Consider the following 3,816-nt stretch of genomic DNA (forward strand, 5'->3'; position numbering starts at 1 on the left):
GGGTGGGCGCCGTGGTAGCGCTCGGACAGCCACGGCCCTTCGAGGTGGAGACCGGCCAGGGTGCCGTCGGCAACAGAAGGCGCCAGTGCCCGCACCTGGCCTTCGATCGTGTCCAGGGTGCCGGTCACGAGCGACCCGACGTAGGTGGTGGTGCCGTGCGCCGCATGGAACACGGCCACGCCCACGGGATTCTCGGACACCGCCGAACCCCCGCCCCCGTGGGAGTGCACGTCGACGAGCCCCGGCACCAGCGTGACGTCGCCGAGGTCGATGACGTCACCGCTTGCCAGCTCACCGCTTGCCAGCGCACCGTTGATCAGCTCACCGTTGATCAGCTCCGCGCCGGTCGCGCCGCTTGTCGAGCGTGTCGAGACCACGGCAAGCGTCTCAGCACGCGAGGACGTCGAGGGTCCGACGAGGAGGACGCCGTCCTCGACGACCTCGTGGCCGGTGAAGATGCGTGCGGCTCGGTAGCCGGTCATCAGATCCCCTTGCTGTAGCGCTGCCATGCGGGCTTGCGCTCGTAGGTTTCGCGGTAGTAGTCGGCCAGCGTCAACGCACCGGCGGCGTCCGGGTCGATGATGACGGTGGCGTGCTGGTGCAGTTGCAGGACCGAGCCGGGCACCATCGCCGTCACCGGGCCCTCGACGACCGCGGCCACGGCGTCCGCCTTGGCCTGCCCCTGGGCGACCAGCAGTACTTCGCGTGCAGCCATGATCGTGCCGAGCCCCTGGGTGAGGCAGTGGGTGGGCACCTCCCCGGCGGAGGCGAAGAAGCGGGCGTTGTCGAAACGGGTGCGCGCCGTGAGCGTCTTGATGCGGGTGCGCGAGGCGAGCGAGCTCGTCGGCTCGTTGAAGCCGATGTGGCCGTTGGCCCCAATGCCGAGGATCTGGATGTCGACGCCGCCGGCATCCAGGATGGCCTGCTCGTACGCGGCCGCGGCGGCCTCGAGGTCGGACGCCGCACCGTCCGGCACGTGCACCCGTGCCGGGTCGAGGCCCAGCGGTTCGGTCACGGTCCGCCCGATCACTTCGGCGTACGACTCGGGATGCCCGACCGGCAGGCCGACGTACTCGTCGAGGGCGAACGCGTGCGCGGTCGACAGGTCGAGCCGGCCCGCGCGCACCATGGCCGACAACTGCTCATAGAGCGCGACCGGTGAACTGCCGGTGGCCACCCCGATCACAGGGTCGGGCCCGCGGTCGCGCGCGACCCGTGCCACCTTGGCGGCGGCCAGGCGGGCGACCTCGGCGGCGTCCGGACAGATGACGACTTCCATGATTCTCCTTGTCAGATGACGGTATCGGTGTTCTCTGCGTCCGACTTCGCGAGGACGCTCAGCAACGGCTCGTAGTGGGCGACGACGGCCAGCCGGTAGGCCTCGATGTCGCCGGCGATGGCCGCGTCGAGCATGCGCTCGTGGGCGAGGGCGGTGTCCATCATCTCCCGGGAGGTGGGCACGCCCAGGCGCGGGGCCACGGTCGTGTGGATGTCCCAGAAGGCGGCGACGAGTTGCCCGTAGAGGTGATTGCCCAGGCGCTCGGCGAGGGTGAGGTGGAAGAGCCGGTCCCACTGGCTGAAGGACTCGCCCCGCTGGGCAGCCCGGGTGATCGCGTCGACGCAGCGACGCAGTTCGGGGTCGTCCCCTCCGGTGAGGCGTTCGACGATGGACGGGCCGAGGCCGAGGTCGAGTCCGGTGCGCACCTCGACCACCTCGCGGAGAGCGGTGAAGTCGTCGGCGGGCGCGAGGACTCCGCGGAAGACCATGCCCTCCACGAGGGGCCGCAGCGAGAGCTGTCCGACGAACGTGCCGGTGCCGTGGCGCACCTCGAGGATGTCGAGGGCCACGAGGGTGCGGACGGCCTCGCGCAGCTTGGAGCGGGACACGCCGATGACGTCGACGAGTTCGTTCTCGGTGGGCATGGGGTCGCCCGGCTTGAGGCCACGGGTGAGGATGAGTTCCTTGATGGCCGTCGTGGTGCGCCAGCGACCCTCCGGCAGCGGATCGTGATCCATTCGTGATTGCTCCTTCGGCACTCTTGTGTCCATCATGGCACAAACGTCAGACATCGGACGTCCGACCTCTAGGAGCGAATCGCATGACGAACGAACTCATCCATCCGACCACACGCCGCGGCTTCCTGCGCCTCGTGGGCGCGATGGGTGCGGCGGCCACCCTCAGCGGCACGCTGGCCGCGTGCGGCACGACGCCCGCCCAGCGCGAGACGACCGGCACCGGGACCGGCGCCACCGCGGGAGCCGCATCCGCCAACGAGAACGGCACGATCACCGCCGGCATCAGCTACGAACTGGGCACCAACGGCTTCGCCCCCGTGACCACGACCGCCGCGCTCACGCTCGCCGCGAACTGGCACACGCTCGAGGGCCTCACCGAGATCCTCCCGTCGGGCGACCGCGAGGTGTACGCCGCCCTCGCCGCCGACCTGCCGACCCAGGTCGACGACACCACGTGGGAGGCCACGCTGCGCGACGGCGCCGTCTTCCACGACGGCTCGGCCGTCACCGCCGACGACGTCGTGTTCAGCTTCGAGCGCGTCCTCGACACGGCCAACAACTCGCTCTACCGCCAGTTCATCAGCTTCATCCAGGGGGTGGCGGCCAAGGACGACAAGACCGTCACGTTCACCCTCGCCTACCCGTTCTCCCTCGTCGCCGAGCGGTTGTCGGTCGTGAAGATCGTCCCGAAGGCCGCCGTCGAGGCGGGCGCCGAGGCGTTCGACGCCAACCCCGTCGGCACGGGCCCGTGGAAGATGACGGACAACTCGGCCACGTCGAAGGAGATCGTGTTCGAACGGTTCGCCGACTACACCGGCCCGCGACCGGCCAAGGCTGCGAAGATGGTCTGGAAGATCATGCCCGACGACGCGACCCGCATGAACGCCCTCACGTCGAAGGCCGTCCAGGCCATGGATCTGGTGCCCGAGCTCTCCATCGCGACCCTCCAGGCGAGCGCCACCGTGGCGTCCGAGCAGGGCTTCGGCCTGTTGTTCGCCATGTTCAACAACGGCAAGGCGCCGTTCGACGACGTGCGCAACCGTCAGGGCTTCCTCTACGCCATCGACATGGACAAGGTCGTGCAGACCGCCTACCTCGGCAACGCGACGCCTGCCACCTCGTTCCTCCAGGACACGCACCCGTCCTACAAGAAGGCCGCCACCGTCTACGCGCTCGACGCCGAGAAGGCCAAGTCGCTCTTCGCCGAAACGGGCCTCACGTCCATCCGGATGATGTGCACCAACCACGGCTGGGTGAAGAAGGCGACGCCCATCATCAAGGAGTCGCTCGAAGCGGTCGGCCTCACGGTCGAGTTCGACGAGCGGCAGAGCTCCGAGGCGTACAACGCGATCACGGGCACCGACAAGACCGATGCCTACGACGTGCTCGTCATGGCCGACTGCGGCTCGCCCGCCGACGCCGCGGCGGCGCAGGAGGGTGGGGCGGACATCCTGGGGACCACGCTCGCGGGCTACACCGGCGAGCGGGCGCGCACCCGAAGGCCCCGACTGGGACTGCCTCGACGACGTGGTCGCCCTGGCCGTCGTTCCGGTGCTCGCGGAGGGACGCATCCACTCCCCTGCCCACGCCGCTCGGGCCATCCGCCATGGCGCGTGGGCGGTCGTCGTGGGCACGGCCATCACCCACCCGACCACTCTTACGCGCTGGTTCGCCGACGCCGTCGCCGCCCCCTGAGCCGCCGAGAGCCCAGGCGAGGAACGCCCAGCGCTTCGCCGGCGCGGACGATCAGGGCTCCTTGGGAGGAACGACCGCGTCGGCGTCCGGCTCGATGCGGCCGGC

General features: G+C 69.9%; 3 protein-coding genes and 2 pseudogenes. 2 read left to right on the forward strand and 3 right to left on the reverse strand.

The features are described 5' to 3' along the window. The 3 genes and pseudogenes from Q1K57_RS08400 to Q1K57_RS08410 form a co-directional block, all read right to left on the reverse strand. A pseudogene (locus Q1K57_RS08400) lies at nucleotides 1–482 on the reverse strand (hypothetical protein); the annotation flags it as partial. Then, nucleotides 482–1,279 carry a glucosamine-6-phosphate deaminase gene (gene nagB / locus Q1K57_RS08405; protein ID WP_300080909.1) on the reverse strand — a complete coding sequence of 266 codons (798 nt, stop codon included), beginning with the start codon at nucleotides 1,277–1,279 and terminating at the stop codon, nucleotides 482–484. The pseudogene Q1K57_RS08400 and the gene nagB, both read right to left, overlap by 1 nt. 11 nt (nucleotides 1,280–1,290) lie before the next feature. Further along, nucleotides 1,291–2,016 (reverse strand): GntR family transcriptional regulator, encoded by a 726-nt coding sequence (locus Q1K57_RS08410; RefSeq protein ID WP_300080911.1) that lies wholly within the window; start codon nucleotides 2,014–2,016, stop codon nucleotides 1,291–1,293. 143 nt (nucleotides 2,017–2,159) lie between these two features. Here Q1K57_RS08410 and Q1K57_RS08415 point away from each other — a divergent pair. Then, a pseudogene (locus tag Q1K57_RS08415) lies at nucleotides 2,160–3,440 on the forward strand (ABC transporter substrate-binding protein); the annotation flags it as partial. Next, entirely contained in the window at nucleotides 3,388–3,711 is a 324-nt protein-coding gene (locus tag Q1K57_RS08420; RefSeq protein WP_300080914.1) for a hypothetical protein, read from the forward strand. The pseudogene Q1K57_RS08415 and the gene Q1K57_RS08420, both read left to right, overlap by 53 nt. Nucleotides 3,712–3,816 lie beyond the last annotated feature (105 nt).

Origin of the sequence: Propioniciclava sp. (genome assembly GCF_029977985.1) — a bacterium.
GTDB lineage: Bacteria > Actinomycetota > Actinomycetes > Propionibacteriales > Propionibacteriaceae > Propioniciclava.

Excerpts from the sequence above, each read along its gene's own strand:
- nagB (WP_300080909.1), bottom strand. The coding sequence starts at position 1,279 with ATGGAAGTCGTCATCTGTCCGGACGCCGCCGAGGTCGCCCGCCTGGCC.
- Q1K57_RS08410 (WP_300080911.1), bottom strand. The coding sequence starts at position 2,016 with ATGGATCACGATCCGCTGCCGGAGGGTCGCTGGCGCACCACGACGGCC.
- Q1K57_RS08420 (WP_300080914.1), top strand. The coding sequence starts at position 3,388 with ATGCCTACGACGTGCTCGTCATGGCCGACTGCGGCTCGCCCGCCGACG.